Genomic DNA, 20158 nt, shown 5'->3' with positions numbered 1-20158 from the left:
GTCCAGCAAAACCCCGGAGATGACCGTCCACCCTCGACGCGCTGTGACGAGACGGCGATCGGGAGGACGACAACCCCGGCGACGGCAATCCCGATCGAGGGTCGCCTCAGTCAAGCGCAACCCACCCGCCGAGTGCGGCAAGTGCTGCACCGAGGAGGAGCACTGTTTCGAGATGTCCCGCGCTTGCGAGAACGGCCGTCGCGCCGAACGCGCTCGCGATGACGAACGAAATCGTAGCCCGGTCGGCTGGGTAGCGATCGAATACCACGTTCGTGGCCGCGAGGAACGCCAGGCCGACGCCGACACCGGCGACGACATCAACGAGATAGTGGACGCCGAGTGCGACCCGTGAGAGACTCACGGCGGCGACGATCGCTGCGGCAGCCAGATAGCGTTGCCGGCGCGTGCCGATCGAGAGTGTGCCGGCGAGGGAGACGTAGACGACCGTCGTCACGAGTGCGTGCCCGCTGGGGAAGCCGTAGCCGTCGGCAAACGCGGTCGCTTCGTACAGCGACTGGACGAGCGACGGCACCTGCTCGGCCGGAAGTAGCGGCCGGTTTGGGCGCGGGAACGAAAACAGATACTTCAGGGTGTAGACCACCCCCAATCCGCCGATCGTTCGGCCGACGATGATCGCGACGGATTCGCTGCGGTGTCTCCAGTAGAGTACCCCGAGAATCAGCGTGATGAACCAGATATCACCAAGTTGCGTGACGAGTGCGACACCCGGTGCCAACCACTCTGGCAGTAGTTCCTGTACGTAGTCGACACCGCCGATTCCTCGCGACATTGACTCGATGTAGGCTGGACCACCGGAAAAGGGTTATCGACTGCGAATCGTGGCCCCGTGGCGGCAACGCGCAGCGAGTCAGCGATCGGTTCGGTGATCCGTCACCGACGGAATTTTGCTCCTGTCACCGGTCGTTATCGCGCATCGTTGCCGGCGATGTCGTCATCATCGTCGTCGTCGCCAATGAGGTCGTCATCGTCGTCGTTCATCAGCCCGTCGTCATCGTCGTCGTTCATCAGACCCTCATCGTCACGACCCATCCCTGCATCTCGATCGGTTCCGGTACCAGCGCCAGCGCTGCCCGTCGCTCCGGTCCCTGCTTCGGTTCGGCCGGTTCCGGTGTCGGTGCTTCCCGAGAGGTCGCTTTCGAGGCGCACTTGGTCGTCGGTGACCGTGGCGACTGCCTCCTCCTGTAGCGGATACGTGTCTTCGTCGGTGCCGCCCCAGCCGAGTTTTGCCTTGATCGTATCGGCGATTCCCGGATCCGGTTCGACGTGTGCCGTTCCGTGTTCGACGGCCGCAACCATACCGACTTCCTCACCGTGCTCGTTTACGACCGTCTTGCCGATGTCGTCGTCGGAAAACTGTGGAGACATTACGCTATAACGCATAACAAGCACGCGCAAGATGGTGGTGCTTGCTTTGGCCTGCGACCCACCCCTCGTCCGCGTCTCGGTGCTCGGATCGAACGCCACTCGCTGGTGGCTCCTTATCCCTCGTTGAACGCCGGGTCGCGTCCTTCGAGGAAGGCGCTGACGCCCTCCTCGTGGGAGTCGGAACTGCGCGCTTGCACCTGCAACAGGCTCTCGTAATCGAGGGCGTCCTCCCAGTCGCGGCTCATGTTCTCGTGCATCGCCTGTTTCATTAACCCGATGATGTCGGTCGGGCGACGACCGAGTCGATCCACGGTTTCCCGTACGCGATCGTCGAGTTCGTCCGCCGGAACCGACTCGTTGACCAGGTCCAGGTCGGCCGCACGATCGGCGTCGAAGAACTCGCCGGTGAACGCGAGTTTCTTCGCCGCTCGGAGGCCCACGATGTGTGGCAGCATGAACGTCCCGCCGGTGTCCGGAACGAGGCCGACGCGGACGAACGCACAGGAAAACGTCGCCCCCTCGGTCGCGTAGGCGATATCCGAGAGGGCGACGATCGAGAGCCCCGCCCCGATCGCGTCGCCGTTTACTTTCGCGACGATCGGAACCGGGCACTCGAGCATCGCCTCGACGACGCGCCCGAAGGTGTCCGTGATGCCCTCGTAGGACTCCTGTGGCGGTGCCGGCTCTTCGGCCATCGTTTCGATGTCGCCGCCGGCACTGAACGCGGCCCCCTCCCCGGTGATGACGATCGCGTGATAGGCGTCAGGTGAGGCGTCTTCGATCGCCTCGGCCAGTTCCTCGGCGGTTTCCATCGTCATCGCGTTGAGAACTCCCGGACGATCGAACGTGAGCCACAACACCCCGTTTTCGCTGTCGACGTTCATGGTCTCACAGTGCGGGGCGACGGTAATAATGGTGGGCGTCGGGCCGGACGTAGCGACCGACCGGTTGCTGGCTCTCTGGGGCGCGCCCGATCGATGGGTGGCGTCCGATCAGAACGTGGCGGGTGAGAAGCGGGTACAGCTATAGTCGCCCTTGAAACGGCCGAATCGATCGACCGAACGAAACTCAGTTCGAGGGGACTTGCGGGGCAGTCGTCTCGTCCTCGGTGACGTTAAGTTCTGATGTGACGAGCGCGCGGTACGCTCGACGGAGTCGCTCCGAGAGGGCCTGATGCGAGATATTCAGCTCTTCGGAGAGCTCCTGCATCGAGACCTCGCGCGGAATCTCGAAGTAGCCGTGATCGATCGCCGCGACCAGAGTTTCGTACTGGCGGGCGGTGAGGCCGCACTCGGTGTGGGCCGCTTTCGTCATGTCGAACAACCGAACGATCGTCGGGCTGACGTCCTGTTCGACGAGTCGGTCGTAGAGCGAACTGACGCCCTCGCGATCGGCAAACCGGATGCTCAACAGCCAGGTTCCGTTCGACGCGGATGCGCTCAGTACGGTTCCGTTCTCCTCGAGGACGACCTCGAAGACGTCGGTTGTCTCGGGATCGAAGGCGATGTCGTACAGCCAGCGATCCTCCTCTGAACTGATCAGGGAGTAGTCACCGATCGCAGACGTTTCTGCAAGGGCGTCCTCGATTTCCGACTGAGACGTACCGGCGAGCCACAGGCCGTGTCCGCTCGACGCGATGACACGCTCCATTTCGCACGTGAGCGCGGGGACGGCCTCGAATAGCTCCCCCAGTCCGGTTCCACTGGCCGGAATTTCGATGTCTGCGATTGATGTCATATGTCTCGGTACCGGGTACGACAGGGAGTGCAATAACCTCGGTTCCAAAGAGATTAGAACCGTCCACGACGACATTCAGGCTCTCTTAATGCTTTGATGCTCTCGAAACGTCGATCCGAGAAACGGTGTCGGCCGGGTATTTCGACTCGATTGCCGCCGCCGGCGCTCGCTTTCAGGACGGATCGATCGGTCGATCGTCACCCGTTCCGCTCGGACCGATCGGATCGACATCGAGAATCGTCTCGGCAAGCGTCTCGAGATCGTCGGATGCCCGACCCACGATATCGCCACCGACCGATGACGGGGGTTGCTCACCGGCGAGGATGGTCGGCAGTGGTGCGTTCGTAAACCCCTCTACGAGGACGACGTCGTACCCCCGCGATCGGAGGCGATCGAGGGTACTCGCGAGTGCCTGCAGTTCGGGGTCGCCGGTCTCGGGGTCGTCGGTTTCTGGCTCGTCGCTCTCGAAGGGGTTGATTCCACTCGGCACGGTCGGCGGGTTCCGCTTCCCGCGCGTACTGATATCGAACGTCAGTTCGGGCGTGATTCCGACGACGGTTTCGGCACCCGCAGTTCGGTGGCGATGGGTGTCCGTACCCGGGGTATCGATCTCGATGTCGTGGTGGATCGACTTGACAGTGGCGACCCTCCCTTCCGTAGCGAGTCGTGGGACGAGACCTTCGACCAGGGTGGTTTTCCCCGAATCGCTCGGACCGGCGATGCAGACGGCTCGAATCGATGACTCTCGACTCATGTCACGCTGTACGGGTTCGGTTCGCAGAGACAAGATCCGTTCGACCGCCGTTCGAGCGGAACGGACGCGATGAGACCGAGCGAGACGGAGTGACCACGTGGCAATGAGCAACGACTGGCAGCGGTGCCTGCAGGGCCGCCTTCCGAGCTCTCGAACGGCCGAGCGAATTGTATCGGATCGAATCGCAGCGTCCCAGTCAGGTCAGTACGGCCCGTTTCGATCGCCGCGGGGCGGCTGTGGTGCGCTGCGTTCGGCGGGACCGGCGGTCGGCGGCGACGGGTTCGATCCGCAGGTGCCACACCGGAAGTCGCCGGCGTCGTCGGTGAACACGTCGGTGGCCGGCTCCGGTGGCGTTTCGGGGAACACCTTCGGATCGACGCCGAACCGATCGGCGTCGGCCGCGACGAGGGCGTCGACCAGATCCGCGAGTGCGCGGTAAAAGGCCACGTCAGCCTCGTCGGCCACAGTCTCGCGGTATCGTGGAACCCACCGCCCGAGGTGATCCTCGATGAAGTCGGCCTGGGCGGTAGTCAGCACCTCGACCCCGTTCTCGTCGCCGCTCTCTTCGAGGTAGGCTGTCTGCAACGCGAGATGTGAGAGAAACTCGAGTTGCAAACAGAGGTGGTCAACCCGCTCCCGGCTGCCGTCTTCCATCGAGAGGCCGAACGCCCGGTAGAAGCCGGCGATATCCGCCAGCGTGTCCGTACTCGTTACCAGCGTCCCCGACGCGTACTCGATTTCGTACTGCTGGATTTCACCACCCTCCTCGAAGCCGAACAGGGCCGCCCAGTCCGAGTAGTAGGCGGAGACCTCATCCTCGTCGGTCGGACTCTCGGCGGCGACCCGCTCGGCGTAGTCGCGTAGCTCCTCGTGGCCGAGTGCGGTTGCGGATTCGACGAGCTGGGAATCGAACTCCCCGCCCGTCATCGCCTCGGTCACGTCGTCGATCGGTCGATCGAACGAAAGCGAGGCGAGCTTGTACAGTCGCGCGCGGTGGACGTGTGTTTGTGTACTCATGGGTATGTATCTGCGTTGTGTCCTCGCCGGTTACGTCACGTCGAGTCGGTAGACATCGTTGTCCTGATCGTAGTGATCGCGCTCGAACTGCGGTTCCTCCATCGGGACGCGGGCGACCGTCGAGCCGGTTCCGTCGTAGCCGATCACTTCCTCGTCTCTGACATCGAACTCCTCGATGCGGTACTTGGTCGATCCCATCAGGTGGAGCAGGCCCCGCAAGTCGCGGTGTTCTTCGTCGCCGCGGCGGGCGGCTTTGTACGTCTCCTTTGCCTCCTCGACCCCCGGACCGAACATCTGGTACAGGTAGTCCGTCGGGACGTTGATCGGCGGGACGTAGTAGACGTTCGGCTCGAGACCGAGCTGTGGGTACAGCGGCAGGGCGACTTCCTTCTCGTGGACGAGGAAGTCGATCGGGTTCGAGGGATCGTAGTCGTCGGGCGTGTTGATCCAGCCGTGCTGACGGATCTTCCCGAGACAGTTCTCGAAACACTGCGGGACGAGCCCTTCCTCGATCTTCGGGTAACAGCCGACGCACTTCTGTGAACGCGCTTCCTCCGGATTGAAGACGGACTTGCCGTACGGACAGGCCCGAACGCACTCTTGAAAGGCCTGACAGCTCTCTTCGTCGATCAGGACGATACCGTCTTCCTGGCGTTTGTACACCGCTTGCACCGGACAGCCGCCGGCACAGGCCGCAAAGGAACAGTGGTTGCACACCCGCGGAAGGTAAAAGAACCACATCGGGTGAGTCTCCTCGTCGATGTGCGTGTCGGACTCGAAGGACTCTCCGGTGGGTTCGTCCTCCCCGATGTTCGGGTGTGCCCAGTCCTGACTGTCCGGCCGGTAGCCTTCGATCCCCTGTCCGTGGATGTTCTCGGGGTCGTCATCGGGTGCCTGCTCCTCCCAGTCGACGTCGTTCGCCTCGAAGATCGTGTCTCCCTCGTAGACGCCGTCGGAACCCCACTCCTGGACGCCCAGCCGATCGAGGATCTCCTTGTCCCAGCCGATCGGGTGGGAGCCGTAGGGTTTGGTCTCGACGTTGTTCCAGAACATGTGCTCCTGGCCCTCGCCGTGGGTCCAGGTCGTCTTGCACGACATCGTGCACGTCTGACACGCGATGCATTTGTTGATGTCGAACACCGCGCCCCACTGTCGCTCCGGTCGGGCCTCGGCGTACGGGAAGTCCATCTCGCGTCCGATCTGCCAGTTGTATACTTGCGCCATTGTGATCACCTGTTAGTCGTCTGATTCGGTCACGTAGCCGCCGCTCAGATACGATTCCATCTCGTCGTCTTCTCTCGTCGGTCGGATGCCCTTCTCGACGGGTCCCCACTCGCCGTCGGGGTTGCCGTCGTCGTCGATACCGCCGTCGCTCTCCTTTTCGATCTTGACGAACGCTTCCTTCGGCGCGCCGTTGGCACAGTGGACGTCGGCCGCGAATCCGACGTCGATGTTCTGGCCGGCCATATCCTTTCGCGGCATGCTGTCGGTCAGCCGGGTCGGCCGGAAGAACGATGTGGTGGCGCTCTGGTGGCCGCCGCTGCGGTAGAGCGAAACGTAGTCCGTGTCCTCCGCTTTGGCCATCCCGTCGTCTCGTTCCTCCTGTGCCTCGTAGCTCTTGTGGGAGGTCTGATTGACGTTCATCCAGCTCCGGGTGACGCCCTCCGGCATCGCAGGCTGGTATCGCACGCGCATCAGGGCGCGGGCGTAACTGTCGTCGTCTTCCTCGGGGTCGTAGCCGGGGTACGGCCGGTCCTGCGGGTCGGCGTCGACCCAGACGTAGTCGCCGTCCTCGAAACCTTCGTCGCGAGCGTCGCCGGGGTTCATCTCGACGTAGCCCTCGCCGTAGAACGGCATCCGTTCGTCTTCCCGGTGCATATCGCCGTAGTTGCCCCACCAGACGGCGACGTTCGGCAGGGAGTTCGAGAACGTGTGTGCGCCGTGACGGTACTTCGGCGTCATGTAGATGTACTCGTAGCCCTCCGCCAGTTCGGTCAGCGGGTGGCTGGAATCGAGCAACTCCGTCGGCGTCTTGATTACGTTCCGGACCTGTCGGGCTTTCGTGTCGTCGACGCCGTCATCCGCCCAGCCGAGGTCGTCGGGCGTGTCGGGGTCGATGACCGGACTGTCGCTGTCGTCGACGAGGACGTTCGGCTCGTAGGGCGTCGCGTCGATCGGTTCCCGGTGGACCGGAATGTTCTCACCGGACTGGGTGAACTCGTCTTCCTCGCGGAAGAACTCCATCCGGCCGGTCTTTGTGTACCACGGTTCGTCGTCCTGGATCTGTCGACTCCCGACGTACTTCGGGTACGTCCGGGACATGATCAGGGCGGGCGTGCCGTCCGCGGCGTCGTCGAGCAGTTCCTCGACGTCGTACCCCTTGACCATGTTCGAGTTGTCGATGATCCGCTGGAGGTACGGTTTGGCCTTGTGCTCGTCTTCGTCGATGAACGCCCAGTAGTCCTCGAACCGTGGTTCGTCGAGTTTCTCCGCGAGCTTCTGGGCGACCCCCTTGTAGTGTTGGGCGTCGTTGCGCGTGTTGTAGATCCGATCGATCCCGGATTCGGGCATCGTGATGACGAACGGATTGGTGACGCTCGCGGTGATGTCGTGGACGTTGTGCTCGGCCCACGAGTCCGCCGGGAAGACGATGTCGGAGTACTCACAGGTCATCGTCCACCACCACTCGCTACAGAAGAACGCCTCGATTCGGCCGGTCCGGAGCGCGTTCTCGATGATCTTGTAGGATCCCTTCGCGTTGCCGAGGAAGGAGTTCGAGCCGGCGATCCACACCGACTTTGTCGGCGTGTGCATGTGGGAGTCGCCCTGGAAGTACTCGTCGTCGACTTTCAGCGGCTCGTCCAGGTTGGCATACCAGTGAGCCGACTGCATATCGAATCGGCCGTCGACCTCGGCTTCCTCGTCGGGGTCGAGTTCGGGGTCGAACGGCGTCTCCTGGGTGTACTGCCAGACGCCGTTGAAGTACGCCGCCCGATAGTTTCCGGCGTAGCTGCCGATGTTGCCGCTGAAACTCCCGACGTTCTGGGTCAGGGACGCGACCAGGAACGCGGCCCGGTCTTTCAGGTCCTGATTCGTGTAGTGGTTTGGCCCCATCCCGGTCAGAATGAGGGTGCTCTCCTGATTGTCAGCGAGGTTTTCAGCGAGGTTTTCGATCGCTTCGGGAGCCGTCCCGGTCACGTCGGCGGTCGATTCGGTGTCCCACGTCTCGACCAAGTGTTCCTTGATCAGGTCGAACACCGGGCGAACCTCGACGGTCTCGCCGTTCGCGAGTTCGACGTCGAAGGTTCCTTCGAGCGTCGCGGCGACGTCGAACTCGTCGCCAACCTCCTCGCGGGTGACGGCTTCGAGTTGGCCCGTTTCGTCGTCCCGGACCACGAAGTCGCCCCACTCCTCGCGCATCTCCTGCGTGATGAACTGCTCGTCGACGTTCGTCACGTCGACGCCGGGTCGATCGCTGTCGTCGGCGACGGTCGCCGTCTTCTCGAGGTTGCCGAGTTCGTGGCCCTCGATGACATCGCTCGCGCGGAGGAACTCGCCTTCGTCCAGCCGAACGAGCATGGGGAGGTCCGTGTACTTGCGGACGAACTCCTCGTCGTACAGTTCGTCTTCCATCAGGATTCGGGCTGCGCCGAGGAACAGCGCGGAGTCGGTCGCCGGCCGAACCGTGATCAGTTCGTCACACTTCGAGGCGGTCGCGTTATAGTCGGTGAAGATGCCGGTGAGATGCGTCCCTTTCAGCCGGGCTTCGGTCAGCCAGTGGCAGTCGGCCATCTTCGTCGTGAGGTAGTTGATCCCACAGAGGATCACGTGGTCGGCGTACTCGACGTTCGCGAGGTCGAAGTCGACCGTCTGCTGGCCGGTGACCATCGGATGCCCCGGCGGCAGGTCGGTGTGGAACGAGTAGTTGTCCAGCCCGACCGCGCCGAGTGCGTCGTCTTCGCTGACGCCACGGGTGTGGTGGTCGAGTAGGGCCATCGAGTTCGCGTTGCGGTACTGGCCGAACAGTTTGATCGGACCCAGAAGCGGCATCCCGCCGCGGAACTTCATCGATCGGACGCCGGCACCCTGGGTCTGCTCGACGACGCGTTCGTCGTAGTCCTGTTCGAGCAGCGACTGCATCCCCGACTCGCCGCTGTACTGGTCTGCGATCTCGATGAACGCCTCCGCGGCGATTTCGTAGGCGTCCTCGTGGTCGACTTCGATCCAGTCGTCCTCGCCGCGGTTGGCGTACTCCGCGGGCATCGACCCGTCCTCGTCCCGCGGGAAGCCGTCCTCGTACCACTCCATGAATCCCTCGCGGACCATCGGCGCTTTCACGCGGCGATCGCTGTAGAAGCGCTCGATCATCGCGAGGCCCTTGTTACAGACTCGGGGATCCCAGCGGCTGCTCGCCTGGTTGCCGTCGAGGTCGGTCGCCTCTCCGAAATTCATCGACGGCCCGAGGCGCGTGACCTGCCCGTTCGACACTGACGCCTCGAGATAACAGTTGTGGGTGTCGTTGGGCTGGCACGTGAGCATGTAGGCGTCGTCCCGATCCCACACGTCGCGATACTTCTGGTCCCAGTCCTCGTTCGGATACTCCTCGAAGACGTTCAGAGCGTCGTCCCCGTCCTCGTCGGCCGTGTCGGCGGTCAGTCGTCGGAAACCGAGCAGCCCCAGTCCCGACGCGCCGGCGATCCCGGCCGCAGCCGCGCCGATTTCTCGCCGCGTCAGGTTGAGACCGTCCTCGGACGCCTCGCTCTCACTCATCGTCCCACCCCGCACACGCGGCGTGCCGGTCTCGTTCGGCGGGCGGTGCTGTCACCCGTGCCCGTCGCAGGCGTCGTTCGGAAGCCGATCGTTCCTGTGCCATCACATCCCCACCTGCGGTTGCTCGACTTAACCCTAAAACGGCTATTCCCACGGTCTGGGGACGGCTCGACGGATTTCCTCGGAATAACGGGTTTTTATAATCGGTCGACAGTCCAGCCGATTGCGTCGGGACTTCTCGTGCTCGGAGATTCCCGATCGCAAACGCGATCCCCTCACGCCGCTCGCTCGGGTCCCGCCGTCGCCGGTTCCGATTCGAATTCGATCAGCCATCCCTTGTGGCCGAGATCATCGACCTCAGCGCGTGCGAGAGCGTGACCGCCGCGATCGAGCGTCTCCTCGACGACCTCGATTAGCTCATCCGGTTCGCCGCGCATCACGATCGAGGCGGGAGTACCGATCGTCGTCCCGACTTCCGTGACGGCGTGGCGTCGAGTCGTCTCCGGCGGCAGTCCGCGCAGGTCGACCGCTCCCTCGGGTACGCCCGGCCCGCGGTGGTCCGCGATGAACGACTCGATCGTCTCCCGAAGCGCGTCGATCGCTCGCTCACCTTCGGTTTCCGGGTCGGTACACGTCCGCGCCAGCGGGTCCTGCAGCGCCGGATCGAACGGCACCGGATCGATCGAGGCGTAGGCGTCCTCGACCACGTCCGCTTCGAGCACCGACTCGTCACCGTCGAAGGGGGCCGGCCCCGCCACCGAGCCAACCATGTTCGGTACGACGCCGATCGTCGGCACGTCGTTGGTGTCGAACAGCGACGCCGTGCGCCCGGTCCCGCGAGCGCCCGCCTCGGTCGGCGTGGCGACGAGCAACCCGCCGTCGATCGGTGCCTGCTGGATGATCGTGTAGACGGCGTCACCGATTCCGGGCGGAAGGTCGACGAGCAATACGTCGCGGTCCTCCCAGACCGCGTTTCCGAGGAGGTCTTTGACCGCCTCGTGAATCATCGCACCTCGCCAGGCGTTCGGTCCCTGGTCTGCGATCAATTCGACGCTGACGACCTCGATTCCATCGGCCAGTGCGGGCATCGGATTTCCACCCGGCGTCGATCGAATCGGTCCCTCCGCGCCGAGCAGGTCGGGCGCATCCGGCGCGTGGACGTTCGCGTCGAAGACGCCCACGTCGAGTCCGGCCTCGTCTAGCGCGCGTGCGAGCGAGACGGTGATCGTCGTCTTCCCGACGCCGCCTTTCGCGCTGCCGACCGCGATAATCGCGTCGGTTCCCGTCACCGGCAGCCCCTCCTGTGGCGAGCCGACGTCGGCCGCCTCGACCCGCGCGTGGACGACACCGTCCGTGGCCAGTCCCGCACCCTGAATCTGGTCGGCGACGCGATCGGTCAGCCCGCGATCAAGTCGACCGAAATCGACCGTGAACGTGATGACGCCCGACTCGACCGAGACGTCTTCGAGCAATCCCTCGCTGATCGGGTCGCCGCCGGGGATCTGGACCTCCCGCACGTGATCGACGACCGACCGTCTAATCTCGTCGTCGCTCCGTGGCGTCTCGTCTGTCATACTCGGCGGTTCGTCTCGAATCGGTATTTCACCCGTCGGGAGTTCTCATGCCCTGGGAAGAGACGATTCGGCCCGTCTCGGCCGATCGATCGAGTCAGTTCGCGAGCACTTATGGGTTCGGCCATCGTCACTCGGAGACAGCGATGTTTCCACCGCCCTTTTCGCGCGAATCGATCGTTTCCGGCGAGATGAACCCGCTCACGCGGGCCTATCAGGACGTCGTCGTCTACGACGGCACCGACGCCGAGGACGTCCTCTACGAGGGTCCGATCGTCGTCCACGCAAACGGCTGGCTCGAACTCGAAGGGAATCGGCTTCTCTCTCCGAGTGCGGTCCATCACATCGACATCTACGACGACGAGCGAGGGCCGGACGGCAACGATGGGAACAACGAGCGCGGTCGCGGCCGGCAAGCGGATGGCGACGACAACCGAACCAATCGATTCAGTCCGAAGTAACGACGTTCCGTCTCAGAACAGTTCGACGCGAATTCCGTCGCTCTCGAGTTCGTCAGCAAACGCCTCGGAATCCGTTTCGATCGCCTCGAACGTGTCGTAGTGTTCGGGCAACACCAGGTCGGCACCGACGCTTCGTGCGAGGGCCGCCGCCTCGTGGCGATCCATCGTGTAGTGACCCCCGATCGGCGGGACGACCACCTCGGCGTCGATCGACTCGTGGTGAGCGAGGAAGTCCGTATCCGACGGGAAAAAGATCGTCGTGCCGTCGATCGTCATCACGAGACCGATCACCTCGCCCTCGGCGTGGAACGGGTTGCCGTCGTCGTCGACGTGCTCGCCGTCGGGATCGTTGTACGCGGGCACCGTCCGGACCTCGATGCCGTCGACGGTTGCCTCGCCCTCGTGGGGCAGTTCGACGTCCACGTCAACCGTGAGGTCGCTGGTGTCGATCGCGTCGTACACCGCGATCGTCGCGTCCGATTTCGCGACCGCCTCGATCGCGTCGGGGTCGTAGTGATCGAAGTCGTCGTGCGTGACGAAGACGATATCGCCGTCGCCCGGTTCGCCGTCGACGACCTCGCTCCACGGATCGACGTAGATGACGGTCCCCTCGGCGGTTTCGAGACGCTTGCTCGCGTGACCCACCCGCTCGAACGTGATTTCGTTGTACGTGACAGCCATGATCGATCGGGACGTACGCGGCGCGGTGTCTTATAAGGCAGTCGTTTGAGCGGCGATCGATTGCCGGTGGAAGCGAGGTGTTTCGATCGGGATGCTCGATCGGTGCGGGCAGGGGGCGTTCCGGAGGCGGGCCGGGCGCGATTGTGAACTACGCCGAGACGTTCCTGCTCACTTCGTTGCGCGGGCTGCGACTCGTCTAGTTCAAATCGCTCGTGACCGCTTTGCCACTCGCGAATTTGCTCGTGGCAAAAGCGGGCCGGGCGCGATTTGAACACGCGACCGTCTGATTAAGAGTCAGACGCTCTGCCGGACTGAGCTACCGGCCCTCTACCAGCGACTTTCGGATCTGGATTGAAATACGTTTCCCTTGGACGGCGTCGTGATAGTGAGAGTCACGACGGCCGATCAGACCGCGCCGAACGCGCCGGAATCTCGATCAGTCTCGAAACGTACCATTCTTCGGGAGCGTTAAGTGCGGTGGGTCCGACGATTCTCTCAATGAGTACGGGGGTTACGATCTCGTCGATCTCTGATTACGCGATCCTCGGGTGTGGGAGCGTCGGGTACGCCGTCGCAGAGGAACTCGTCGAACAGGGGAAAGACGTCCGCATTATCGATCGGGACGAAAGTCGCGTCGAGTCGCTCCGCGACCAGGACCTCGATGCCCGAACGGCAGATATCCGCGAACCGGAAGCCGCGGATCTCGTTGCCGATCGGGACGTGGTCCTCATTCTCGCCTCCGACGTCGAGGCGAACAAACACGCCGTCGAGAACATCCGCATGCAAAACGGGACCCAGTTTGTTGTCGCGCGCGCGAGCGATCCGGTTTCCGGCGACGAACTCGAGGAACTCGGCGCGGACATCGTCATCAACCCGTCGTCGGTGATCGCAGAATCAGCGCTTCGAGCGCTCGAATCCGGCGAACTCGAGTACAATGCGGGTAAGATCGCCCAGCTACTCGAGGAAACGGGATCGCGACTGGCCATCGTCACCCAAGACAGTCCGGACCCGGACTCGATCGCCAGCGCCGCGGCGTTACAGGCGATCGCCACCCACCTCGGCGTCGACTCCGATATTATCTATCTTGGCGACGTTGGGCATCAGGAGAACCGCGCGTTCGTCAATCTGCTGGGGATCGACCTCGTCCAGTGGGACGAAATCGAGGATCGATCGATCTACGATACCGTCGCGCTGGTCGATCACGCGACGTCGACCGAGATGGACCTCCCGGTCGACATTCTCATCGATCACCACGAACCGGACGAGGAGTACGACCCCGAGTTCGTCGACATTCGACCGAACATGTCCTCGACGTCGACGATCATGACGAAGTACATCCAGGAGTTCGACATGAACGTCTCCGAAGAGGTCGCCACCGCACTGCTGTACGGCATCCGTGCGGAGACGCTGGATTTCAAACGCGACACTACCCCCGCCGACCTTACGGCCGCCGCGTATCTCTATCCGTTTGCCAACCACGACACCTTAGAACAGGTCGAGTCGCCGTCGATGTCACCCGAGACGCTGGACGTGCTCGCAGAGGCGATCGCCAATCGGGACGTTCAGGGAAGTCACCTCGTCTCCAACGCCGGCTTCGTCCGCGACCGCGAGGCGCTGACCCAGGCTGCGAGCCACCTGTTGAATCTCGAAGGTGTAACGACGACGGCGGTCTTCGGAATCGCCGACGAGACGATCTTCCTCGCTGGTCGATCGAAGGATATCCGAATCAACATCGGCAAAGTGCTCGAGGACGCCTACAGCGAGATGGGCGAGACCGCGGGCCACTCTACACAGGCGAGCGCACAGATTCCGCTGGGGATTTTCACGGGGATCGAGATCTCGGAGGATACCCGGGAGACGCTGCTGGAGTTGACCGAAGAGGCCGTCAAACGGACGCTGTTCGACGCGATGGGCGTCGAGGGAACCGAAGGATCGAACGGCAGTTAGGCGACGAGTTCGGTTTCTTCGTCGTCCGGTTCACGGACGCGCTCGACCACGTCGTTGATAAGGACGACGTCCCCGACGGCACGCACCCAGCGGTAGGGGACGATGACGCCCTGCCCGGTTCGTGCTTCTTCCGCGAACAGTTCCGTGTTGAGACTGCCGAGTGCGAGTCCGGTTACCGCCTCTCCGTCGACGTTCAGTCGGAGGTCCTCGACTTCGCCGACGAAAACGCCGTTGTTCGAGTACACCTCACGGCCGACGAGAGAGGTAATCTCCTGCGGTATGTCGTCCATATCAGGCATCATGCGCGGCTAACTCTTAATTCTTGGTCAGACGAGACAGTCTGCTGGCCTGATGGCGCCGATCGCTAGGCCGGATACGCCGACGCGGTCGGAAACTCACCCGGCGTGGCGTCTTGATCCGGCGACCGATTTCCGACGGTCGTCACGGTGACGCCCCGCCCGACGAGTGCTCATCGCATGACAAACCGGGAGAGTGATCGACAGTGCGGGCGATATCAGTCGTGGCTGTACAGTTCCCAGGCATTCGCTTTGAGGATCTCGAGTTGTGTCGTCGCCCAGTCGATCGCGCTGACGCTATCGTTCGCGATGAGCCCCCGTATCGCTCCGGTACTGCGATCACAGACGACGAGGATGGCGAGGGCGTCGATCGCTCCGTCTCGATCGAAGGGGGAGTCGGCCGTGATCGACTCGAAGTCGACGACGATGAGGGCGTACGGCAAAGTCGTCGTCGTCTCGAACAGCCCCAGACGTCCGGCAGCCAGCCCCTCGGCGGTCGGCTGCTGAAAATTGGCCAGCAACGGTCCGACGGAGCCTGTCGGCACGATAACGTCGACGGAGAGGCCCTCGCAGATGGCGTCGGTGTAGGTCCCGACGAGCTGGTGAGAGAGCGACGGGACGTAGACTCGGTGGTGCGTTCCAGGTTCGACGACGGACTCGAGGGCGGCCTCCGGTTCGATCGCGGTCCCAGCCCAGGGTGCCCCGTCGGGAACCGGCTTGCCATCGACTCGGTCACTGACGACGATGTCGGCTCCCTCGAGCAGTCGGTGATCGATCGTCGCGCTCGCCGGCAGCGAGCCGAGCACCGCTTTGGCTGCCACAACGTCTTCGAGGCGGTCGACGAAACGGTTGAACTCCTCGAGAAAGAGTTCTCCCGCGAGCGTCGTCCGGTACCGGCCATCGATGGATTCGACCATATCGGCAGCTTCGAGTTCTGTCAACCCCCTGTTGACCGTCGATCGTGCGGTATCGAGCGCGGCGGCGAGCGTGTCCAGCTTCGCCGGTTTTCCGGCGAGTTGTCGGAGCAGCGTCTCCCGCCGACGGACCGTTTCGAGCAGCGGCGTTTCATCCCCCTCGGCGCTCATTGGAGGCACGATGTGTCGAATATATATAACTCGTGCCCGTCTCGGCGGACCGGCCGTACCGGGCGTGCTGGCGGTCGAGTGCCGTGACCGATGCAGGGTTCGAACGGCGATGCGACACGGGCGACAGAATCGATATTATATAAATAGCAACAACAGTTATATGTCATAACCAGCTGGTGGCGTGTTTTTCGACGAAAGAGTGTTTACGACTGGGTAATATAAGAGCCATATGCCGGGGTGCCTCTGACAAACCGGCACGATCCCTCGCGGCCGATTTTGCCCGGATCGGCCTCATCGGGATTTTCTCCATCACCAGTGACCGGTGTAAATTCCACGTACGAGCGACGTCAGAACAGCTACGGGCTATCGCGGGTGACATCCTCCGCGCCGTGAACGGTGGGGCTTCCCTACATGGGAATACCGGCTAACTACCGGCAGTTGGTTCCGACCCGGCCTCTCCGAGCGTCATCTCCCGTGGTTGGCTCTGCTCGGTGGGGGTCCTGGCGCTGTCACAGGCGCTCCCATCCTGTGAGATGTCATCGCCCGCCGGTATCAGCGGCAGGCTCTCACCCCACACGGGTCGTGGCGGTCAGCGATGTTGACCGCCGCGTTGATGTCCGCGTGGTACTCCGTGACCCAACACTCGTCGTTCTGGCACCGGAACTCGTCGCCGGTCCGGTGCCCGATGTGGCCACACTCGTGACACGTCTGACTCGTGTAGGATGGTCCCACTGGGCGAGAAAGCCGTCCCGTTCTTTTCGGTGGGCGATGACGTCCGAGAATCGTTCGAAAAAACCGTCGCTACTCACCCGTCGGTCGAGCGCATTGTGGAGGTGACTCGATACGACGGCGAGCGACTGTATTCGCTGGACTGGAACGTCTCTCGCGACGTGTTCTTTCAGGGAGTTATCGATCTGAACGGACAGTTGCTGAGTGCCACCGGGGCGGCCACCAAATGGGAGTTCGAGATCCGATTTCCTACCCGCGAGATGCTCAGTGAGTTTCAAGAATACTGTTCAAACGCACACGTTGCCCTCGAAGTCGGCCACATCTACAATCCCGTCCGTCCTGGGACGGGGACGTGGGACGGCGTGACGGGTGCCCAGCGTGAAACGCTAATACGCGCTGTGGATGGGGGCTACTACTCGATCCCAAGACGCATATCAACGCAAGATCTTGCCGACCAGCTCGGTATTTCCGATCAGGCGGTTACGGAGCGATTGCGTCGCGCGATCGAGACACTCACCGACAACACGGTCATCGCACTGGAGGACGAATCGGAAGAGGAGTATGAGTCGGCGGATGAAGCCTGAACACAACTGATACGGTCTGCTGGATGAGTTATTGGGGTAACCGCAGACGAGTCGCGGTTGCACCGGAAATGACTGACCGTAGTCCGTATGAATCCTCGCCTCGAAAGCAGTCTTTGAGCGTGTCATACGATGGTTCCCAACTGGTATCGTTCGCATATTCGTCAACGAACAAAACCAGTAACGGTGAAATTACGCCCTCGCTGGCGAAATGAAAACGATATAATCGGTGAATAGCGGGGATGAGGCGTATTCTCTGACACGCTTTATTTATCGCTAATTCACAAACCCGGACAGGAACATTGTGTACCATGCACAGGACAAATACCACTTGATCGCCTATCTATGCGTATAGGGGTTAGAATGGGTTTCGATCACGTCGCAGATGCACTCGGACATCAAACCCGACGGCGAATACTTTTCGAACTAATGGATCACAATCCCATCGCAAACAAGGTGTGCGAGAGAACACGGAATCCGAGATTGCCCTCGTTCATACGCATCTCCCAAAACTGGACACCACAGGCTATATTTCGTGGAACAGAGATACGGGAACGATCGCGAAGGGGCCAAACTGGGATGAGATCGAGCCCGTGATTCAATTACTTAGTGATAATAAGGGACGCATTCCAAACGACGCGTTCTGATACGTTTAATGCGGACCCGCGGCCCATTCGTTGTTGCCCATTCGAATCCCAGTAGGCAATCTTTACAATCTCCTCGTCAAGCACGTCTCGTCCGCGTGTCCATCCCATCAGTGGGATAGAAAACTACGCCAGCGATTCGAGACCCGGTCAGTACGCTGTTTCTCGCTGCTGCAGCCGAGAGCGGAAACCTCGACGAGCCGGGGAGCCGTTAGTCTCGAATCCGAACGATCCCGTTCTCGAACACCTTCCGGTTGGGGACGATGTATTCCTCGGAGTCGTTTTCGATTTTCGTGACGAACAGATCCACCTCCTGGACGATCCCCGACTGATCGCCAATCTTGATCTCGTCGCCGATTCCGTAGGGCTGATTGAGCAACAGGTAGATGCCGACCGCACTCGAGACGATAAAGTCTTTAAACGCGAAGGCACCGATCAGCACGATACCGCCCGCGTACACCGTCAACAAAATCATTAGCGCGAGGACGTGGACGCCGATCTGTCCGAGTGCGATGATAAACGCGACGTAGAGGACGGAGTACTTGACGACCTTCGGAATCACCGAAACTTCGGGCAGTTTGACACCCCGGAGGTACTCGCTGACGACCAGTTCGATCTTATCTGCGATAATAAACCCGAGGATGAGCACCAGCACGGCGATAAACACCTGCGGGATAAATTCCGTCACGCGCAGCCAGAACGCGTCCGTATCGAGCAGTTGGGCGATGTGAATCGCCGTCAGGACGGCGATCCCGTAGATGAACCACGAACTCAGCCGGGCGACGATTTCGACCGTCGAGGTGCCGATCGACTGGGCCGTTCGCTCGAAGGGCGTCCCCTCGACGGCCTCGGGAACGCCGGAGGCGGTGAGCAACTCCTTGTTGAGTCGGCCGACCAGATAGCCGATGACGAGTCCGAGTGCGAGCACCGCCGCGGCGATGACGGCCGGCTCGTCGACGAGCGTCTGCCAGTCAACCATATTAGTACGCCTCCGGGTCGACCTCCAGAATTAGTTCTCCGGCTTTGAACGCCCGAACGAGGCCGTCGCTCTCCGAGAGCACGATCGCGATGGCGTTCGTATCGCGCGTGATGGCACCGCCGGCCATGTGGCGGGCACCGAGGCCTTTCGGAATGTCGACCCCCTCTGCAGACGGCTCGAGGTAGCGATACGCCGAGACAATCTTGCCCGCATCCGAAATGACGAACGCACCATCGAGTCGCGAGAACTCCTTTAACATCACGTTGACGATCGGATCGCCGACGTGGACGTGGGACTTCTCGAAGGGATTGTACGAGAGCGGTCGGGACTTGTTCATCACCTTGCCCGCGTCACCGACGATAAACAGCGCGCCGACGGGTTTGCCCTTCTGTCCTTTTTTCCCCAGTTCGATCGCCACCTCCAGCACCGCCTTGATGACTTCGGGGTCCGCACGCGACTTCGCGAAGAGATCGTAAATCCCGATGTGTTGCTCTGCGTTCGCACGAACCCGAGAGACCGTGTCGATCTCGTCGCTGAAGACGCTCGTCGCACAGGCCAGTGCGTCACCGTCTTCGATGATGTCCTGTTCGAGTGCGCCTTCCAGCCCGAATCGAACCCGATCAGAGACGTCGTCGAACGAAAGCGGCAGTTCGACGAAGGTATCGGCCCCGACGACGTTTTCGGTACCGATGACGATCACCTCGATATCTTCGACCTCCGCGAACCGTTCGTAGTACGACCCACTCGGGGAAAAGAGAACAACTGCGTCGACACTCGAGTAAAGGTCCCCGAACACGTCGGCTAATCCGGCCATTGCTCATACAACCCGTTGCCGCGTGAATAAGCGTTGTGGACCGTCTGACGTCTGTCTGTCGTTCGGTTCGGACGATCGATCGATGAATCTCGTCACCTGACCGATCGAATGACGGGAACTCGACCGATGATGGTTCAACAGCGCTGGACCGACTGTTGTCGGTTGCGACAGCATTGTCCATTGGTGCGTGCGAGAGTCGGAAAGGTTGGGTGAATCGTCATACGGTGGCTGATTTTACTGTGTGACGATACGATCAATATTAAGAAGTACCGTATCCGCTCACGGCCCACGCCGTTCGCTCTTTGAGGGAGGGGAGGTCACTCGCTTCACCCGTCGAAGCCGGGCCTTAGCGCCGATGTTCAGAGAGGTCAGCGAGTGTTGGACTCTTGCAGGCCCCCAATTAGTCGGTTTCTCGCGTCGCTCGAAAACTCGTTCAGTGCGCGGGACCGGATTTGAACAACGCGAAGACGTGCTCGCGATGTTGCGCGTGCCTGCTCTCGTTCAAATCCACGTCGAGATGCTTCTCCTCGCGGTAGTGCTCGGAGAAGCATGCGCGGGAACGGATTTGAACCGGCCGACCCCTATGGAACAGCATCCTAAGCGCCACGGGTCGTTACACGGCACTTTGGGTGACTATCCGCAATTTCAACTTCGAGAGTACGTAACTAAACGCCAAATGTGACAGTGCTTCTACGCGACAGCCCCA

18 protein-coding genes, 1 tRNA gene and 1 pseudogene are annotated in these 20158 nt (G+C 61.9%); 4 read left to right on the top strand and 16 right to left on the bottom strand.

Annotated features, from left to right (window positions below):
- Positions 1 to 106 precede the first annotated feature (106 nt).
- The 9 genes from AC6I6L_RS18510 to AC6I6L_RS18470 all read right to left on the bottom strand — a co-directional run bounded on the left by AC6I6L_RS18510 (position 107) and on the right by AC6I6L_RS18470 (position 11238).
- Positions 107 to 790 carry a phosphatase PAP2 family protein gene (locus AC6I6L_RS18510; RefSeq protein ID WP_497919245.1) on the bottom strand — a complete coding sequence of 228 codons (684 nt, stop codon included), beginning with the start codon at positions 788 to 790 and terminating at the stop codon, positions 107 to 109.
- 134 nt (positions 791 to 924) lie between these two features.
- Positions 925 to 1386, bottom strand: coding sequence for a DUF8593 domain-containing protein (locus AC6I6L_RS18505; RefSeq protein ID WP_497919244.1), 462 nt, complete (start codon positions 1384 to 1386; stop codon positions 925 to 927).
- Between the two features lie 113 nt (positions 1387 to 1499).
- Positions 1500 to 2270, bottom strand: a complete 771-nt coding sequence (locus AC6I6L_RS18500; RefSeq protein WP_497919243.1) for an enoyl-CoA hydratase/isomerase family protein — start codon at positions 2268 to 2270, stop codon at positions 1500 to 1502.
- A gap of 184 nt (positions 2271 to 2454) precedes the next feature.
- Complete coding sequence (locus AC6I6L_RS18495; RefSeq protein ID WP_497919242.1) at positions 2455 to 3123, bottom strand: helix-turn-helix domain-containing protein; 669 nt, start codon at positions 3121 to 3123, stop codon at positions 2455 to 2457.
- Between the two features lie 172 nt (positions 3124 to 3295).
- A complete protein-coding gene (mobB, locus tag AC6I6L_RS18490; protein WP_497919241.1) occupies positions 3296 to 3877 on the bottom strand; it encodes a molybdopterin-guanine dinucleotide biosynthesis protein B in 582 nt (193 codons plus the stop codon).
- 201 nt (positions 3878 to 4078) lie between these two features.
- Complete coding sequence (locus tag AC6I6L_RS18485; protein ID WP_497919240.1) at positions 4079 to 4894, bottom strand: TorD/DmsD family molecular chaperone; 816 nt, start codon at positions 4892 to 4894, stop codon at positions 4079 to 4081.
- A 30-nt stretch (positions 4895 to 4924) separates the two neighbouring features.
- Complete coding sequence (locus AC6I6L_RS18480) at positions 4925 to 6118, bottom strand: 4Fe-4S dicluster domain-containing protein (protein ID WP_497919239.1); 1194 nt, start codon at positions 6116 to 6118, stop codon at positions 4925 to 4927.
- Between the two features lie 12 nt (positions 6119 to 6130).
- Positions 6131 to 9664 (bottom strand): molybdopterin-dependent oxidoreductase, encoded by a 3534-nt coding sequence (locus AC6I6L_RS18475; protein WP_497919238.1) that lies wholly within the window; start codon positions 9662 to 9664, stop codon positions 6131 to 6133.
- Between the two features lie 275 nt (positions 9665 to 9939).
- Positions 9940 to 11238: a P-loop NTPase gene (locus AC6I6L_RS18470; RefSeq protein ID WP_497919237.1), complete on the bottom strand. Its 1299-nt coding sequence runs from the start codon at positions 11236 to 11238 to the stop codon at positions 9940 to 9942.
- Between the two features lie 143 nt (positions 11239 to 11381).
- On the opposite strand from AC6I6L_RS18470, the gene AC6I6L_RS18465 reads away from it, so the two are divergent.
- Entirely contained in the window at positions 11382 to 11696 is a 315-nt protein-coding gene (locus tag AC6I6L_RS18465) for a hypothetical protein (protein ID WP_497919411.1), read from the top strand.
- Positions 11697 to 11708: 12 nt separating this feature from the next.
- Here the strand turns inward: AC6I6L_RS18465 and AC6I6L_RS18460 are convergent, their stop codons facing one another.
- Both AC6I6L_RS18460 and AC6I6L_RS18455 read right to left on the bottom strand, forming a co-directional pair.
- Entirely contained in the window at positions 11709 to 12377 is a 669-nt protein-coding gene (locus tag AC6I6L_RS18460; RefSeq protein ID WP_497919236.1) for an MBL fold metallo-hydrolase, read from the bottom strand.
- Between the two features lie 252 nt (positions 12378 to 12629).
- Positions 12630 to 12703: transfer RNA gene (locus AC6I6L_RS18455), tRNA-Lys, on the bottom strand.
- Between the two features lie 172 nt (positions 12704 to 12875).
- Between AC6I6L_RS18455 and AC6I6L_RS18450 the strand changes: the two genes are divergently transcribed.
- Positions 12876 to 14324: a DHH family phosphoesterase gene (locus AC6I6L_RS18450; RefSeq protein WP_497919235.1), complete on the top strand. Its 1449-nt coding sequence runs from the start codon at positions 12876 to 12878 to the stop codon at positions 14322 to 14324.
- On the opposite strand, the gene AC6I6L_RS18445 is transcribed toward AC6I6L_RS18450, so the two are convergent.
- The 3 genes and pseudogenes from AC6I6L_RS18445 to AC6I6L_RS18435 form a co-directional block, all read right to left on the bottom strand.
- Positions 14321 to 14614 (bottom strand): PRC-barrel domain-containing protein, encoded by a 294-nt coding sequence (locus tag AC6I6L_RS18445; protein WP_497919234.1) that lies wholly within the window; start codon positions 14612 to 14614, stop codon positions 14321 to 14323. The two genes, AC6I6L_RS18450 and AC6I6L_RS18445, sit on opposite strands and share 4 nt — an antisense overlap.
- Positions 14615 to 14838: 224 nt before the next feature.
- A complete protein-coding gene (locus AC6I6L_RS18440) occupies positions 14839 to 15705 on the bottom strand; it encodes a helix-turn-helix transcriptional regulator (protein WP_497919233.1) in 867 nt (288 codons plus the stop codon).
- A 424-nt stretch (positions 15706 to 16129) separates the two neighbouring features.
- A pseudogene (locus tag AC6I6L_RS18435) lies at positions 16130 to 16437 on the bottom strand (zinc ribbon domain-containing protein); the annotation flags it as partial.
- On the opposite strand from AC6I6L_RS18435, the gene AC6I6L_RS18430 reads away from it, so the two are divergent.
- Both AC6I6L_RS18430 and AC6I6L_RS18425 read left to right on the top strand, forming a co-directional pair.
- On the top strand, positions 16428 to 17018 hold the full coding sequence (locus AC6I6L_RS18430; RefSeq protein ID WP_497919232.1) for a helix-turn-helix domain-containing protein: 591 nt from the start codon (positions 16428 to 16430) through the stop codon (positions 17016 to 17018). The pseudogene AC6I6L_RS18435 and the gene AC6I6L_RS18430 overlap by 10 nt on opposite strands.
- Before the next feature lie 455 nt (positions 17019 to 17473).
- Entirely contained in the window at positions 17474 to 17662 is a 189-nt protein-coding gene (locus tag AC6I6L_RS18425; RefSeq protein WP_497919231.1) for a DUF7344 domain-containing protein, read from the top strand.
- Between the two features lie 208 nt (positions 17663 to 17870).
- Here the strand turns inward: AC6I6L_RS18425 and AC6I6L_RS18420 are convergent, their stop codons facing one another.
- The gene (locus tag AC6I6L_RS18420; RefSeq protein ID WP_497919230.1) at positions 17871 to 18638 is read right to left on the bottom strand and encodes a mechanosensitive ion channel family protein; all 768 of its coding nucleotides are present in this window, start codon (positions 18636 to 18638) and stop codon (positions 17871 to 17873) included.
- Between the two features lies 1 nt (position 18639).
- Positions 18640 to 19452: a diadenylate cyclase DacZ gene (gene dacZ, locus AC6I6L_RS18415; protein ID WP_497919229.1), complete on the bottom strand. Its 813-nt coding sequence runs from the start codon at positions 19450 to 19452 to the stop codon at positions 18640 to 18642.
- Between the last annotated feature and the right edge of the window lie 706 nt (positions 19453 to 20158).

The sequence above is a fragment of the Halosolutus sp. DAT137 genome (assembly GCF_059736405.1).
This window is presented reverse-complemented; position numbering and strand designations above follow the sequence as displayed.